Source organism: Bartonella sp. MM73XJBT (assembly GCF_028618465.1).
In the GTDB taxonomy this organism is placed as follows: domain Bacteria; phylum Pseudomonadota; class Alphaproteobacteria; order Rhizobiales; family Rhizobiaceae; genus Bartonella.
This window is the reverse complement of sequence record NZ_JAQISY010000075.1, coordinates 1-3,230: the sequence shown is the minus strand read 5'-3', so window position 1 is coordinate 3,230 and position 3,230 is coordinate 1. Positions and strand designations below refer to the sequence as shown.

1 protein-coding gene is annotated in these 3,230 nt (G+C 37.5%); it reads right to left on the bottom strand.

The window, feature by feature from the left end:
- Positions 1 to 2,827 (bottom strand): DEAD/DEAH box helicase family protein (locus PVV69_RS09475; RefSeq protein ID WP_273757305.1); only part of this gene is annotated, 2,827 nt, incomplete at its 3' end.
- Between the last annotated feature and the right edge of the window lie 403 nt (positions 2,828 to 3,230).

Here is a 3,230-nt window from a genome sequence, read left to right as displayed (position 1 = left end):
TAGATTGTAACAACCGTGTGATAAAGGTACCAGTACCCGTAAAAGGGTCAAGAATAGAAACACCACGTGATCCTAAGCTTTTTCCAAATTCATTGTGTAAGACATCATCAACAGAATGAATGATAAAATCAACAACCTCAATGGGGGTATAAACAATTCCTAATTTTTCTACTGTACGTGGAAAAGCATAACGAAAAAATTCATTATAAAGTTCTACAATTAAGCTTTGTTGTGCTTCAAGAGTGGTAATTCCACGCGTGTAAAATTGCACACTCCTAGAAATATTTTTGAGATCTTGAGATTCTTCTTTAAGAGTAAAGTTATCAAGGGCATTGAGTACACGTTGTAAAGCACAAGATACGGGATTTTCCTGAACAAACTGATGCCCCTCAAATAAAGCATTAAAGACTGGACGCGTCACAAGATGCTGCGCAAGCATTTCAATCGCATTTTGTTCGGAGATAGTTGTATTTAAATTGCTACGCAATTCGGTCATAAAATCATTAAACACACGCCGTGTTTCAGTTTCTGATTTCGTCAAAACTTCAGTTAAGCGTGTGATATGAGTTTGAGCAAGATCACCAACATTTATTGCCCATTTTTTCCAATAGCTAGGGTCGTAAAATCTATTAACAATAGCAGCTCTAATGGCATCTTTACATTTAGGAAAAAAGCGGAATTCTCCTTGTTCTCCACCTGTGTGAGAGGGTTCATAAGTTGCTAACCCAATATTAAGTCCTGAATATTCTAATTTTGAGCGTGTAGGTAAATCATCAATAACCGTAGTCGTATCTTCTAACGCAAGTTCTTGAGAAGCAGCAACAATTTCAAGAGCATGGCTTACGTCTTGTTTTTTGTGCATATGATGAATTATTTTATTAAAGTTATCATCATGGGCACGTAAAGCATTGATTACTTGCCAAATGACATTATACTTTTTGTTGTTTTCTAAGGCTATTTCCGGTGGAATGCCAGCGGGTATCCCAATGGGTAGAATGATATAGCCTCTTTTTTTACCTTCTGCTCGACGCATGACGCGTCCTATCGCTTGAATAATCTCAATTTGACTTTTGCGCGGGTGTAAAAATAGAACGGCATCAAGAGCAGGAACATCAACACCTTCAGAAAGACAGCGTACATTGGTAAGTACGCGACAAGTATTTTCTCCCGCATCTTCCTTTAACCAGTCAAGTTGTTTTGTACGCTCTTTAGCACTAAAGGTTCCATCAATATGAGCAAGGGTACAGTTAAGAGGGGGAGTATCTTTATAGTTCTTATGAAGAGCGCGCAAAGATTCTTGCACTTTTTCTTTTTTGAATCTTTTGCATATGCGTTTAGAAGTCTCAATATCTTTGCAAAAAGCTAAAGCTCTACGCATGGGCTTAGGGTCATCTTCAAGATCAAGTTTCAGATCCATTTTGGTAAGGGCTCTATAACAGCCATTAATCTTGGTCCTATCGTCAAGAATAAGCTCATAATCCTTATCGGTAATAAGATGTTGAATGGATTTGCTTACTTCTTCTTCATTGACAACTAATATGATAACTTTACAAGGTGATAACAGCTTATCCTCTAAAGCACGTGAAAAGTTGTAAGTGAAAAGTTGTTTGCCATAGAGTTTTTCATTATCCATGGACACCAAAACGTTATTAGATAAGACAGCATTCCTTTTCAACTTGTCACTAAAGATCTTTGGGGTTGCTGTCATATACAGACGTTTTTTACCCCGAATGATGCTGTTATCGTGAACTTTGATAAATTCAGATTCATGCTTGTCTGTTCCTAAAACAACTCCTGTTGTTCTATGGGCTTCATCACAAATGATCAGATCAAATTCGGGTAAATCATAGTCTTTTTGTGCATCGGAAATTACTTGAATGGAATGATAGGTCGAAAAGACCACGGTCATCACATCAAGAGAGGTCTTATTGGCTTTACGCGCAAGTTCTTTTGCATCCGTTGTCGCCGGTAAGACAAGATCAGAGGCATCAAGACCAGCTTCATCATCATGTTTTCCTTTACGACGCTTGCCCACTTGTGTATCCGAACACACCGCAAAGGAACGCAAGGGAACTTCTGTATCAATGGTCCATTCACGGATTGTTTGTGACATCAAAGCAAGGGAGGGGACAAGAAATAAAACACGTTTACCTTGACCAGCAAGGGCTTCTGCTATCTTCAGACTGGTAAAGGTCTTGCCCGTTCCACACGCCATAATCAGCTTGCCACGGTCTGCTTCTTGTAACCCTTCACAAACAGCTTTCAGTGCATCCTTTTGATGATCTAAAAGCTTTTTTTTCGGTTGTTCTTTAAGGACAGCTTGTCCTCGTTCTTTATAAGCGCCCCAATCAATTTGACTGTTTTCTAAATCAAACAGATTAATCTGTTGAATGCGAACCTCTTGACCATCACAAGTGTTGTGAGCATTATCACTCCAATTGCTTTCGGTGCTATCAACGAGAATACGACGGGTGAATATTTTCTTCCCAGAGGCAGCGATAAAGCTATCAATATCTTCTTTTTTAATGATGTGAGAAGCATCATAGCATTTACATTGAATAGCCGCATATCCTCCTTGATCACGGATTGTAGCGACCAGATCAATACCAATATCACGCCCATCTTCATCATGTTCCTCAGCCCATTCCGAATAAGTTTGAACCTTTTCGTATTCTTGCTTTTGTAAAGGGTCTTGCATGAGATAAGCCATGACAAGGTTTTCAAACAGCGTTCCCAATTCACGGGGTGATTTTGCTTGTTGACGATAATATTCTAAGAGAGAACGTAGCGTGACTTGTTTATTATCAGACTTAACAGATTGAAGCATATTAAGATAAACTCCATTGGCTATGGCAAGATCAAAACTCGTAAAGAAACGAAATGAAGTCTATTAAATTGATTCAAAAGAAATAGCGATAACAAAATGAGACAAAAGCAGCAGAAAACCCATAAATCGCTTAAAATAAATTTTATAAATCATGCTTATCAACAACAGAATAGTGAAATTTGCTCTTTATTTCACATATCATTCAAGACGAATGCACTATGTGTTTAAAAAGATCAGAGTGAGTATTTTGATAGGTTTTATGCGTCATTGAAATGATTACTTTTGTCAGTTCAATTTACAGACACAAACTGACAAATATATATTATTGATTGAATTTATGGGTTGTATCTTGATAAGGGTTGTATCATTAAAATACTAACATATTGAAATATAATTGTTTTTA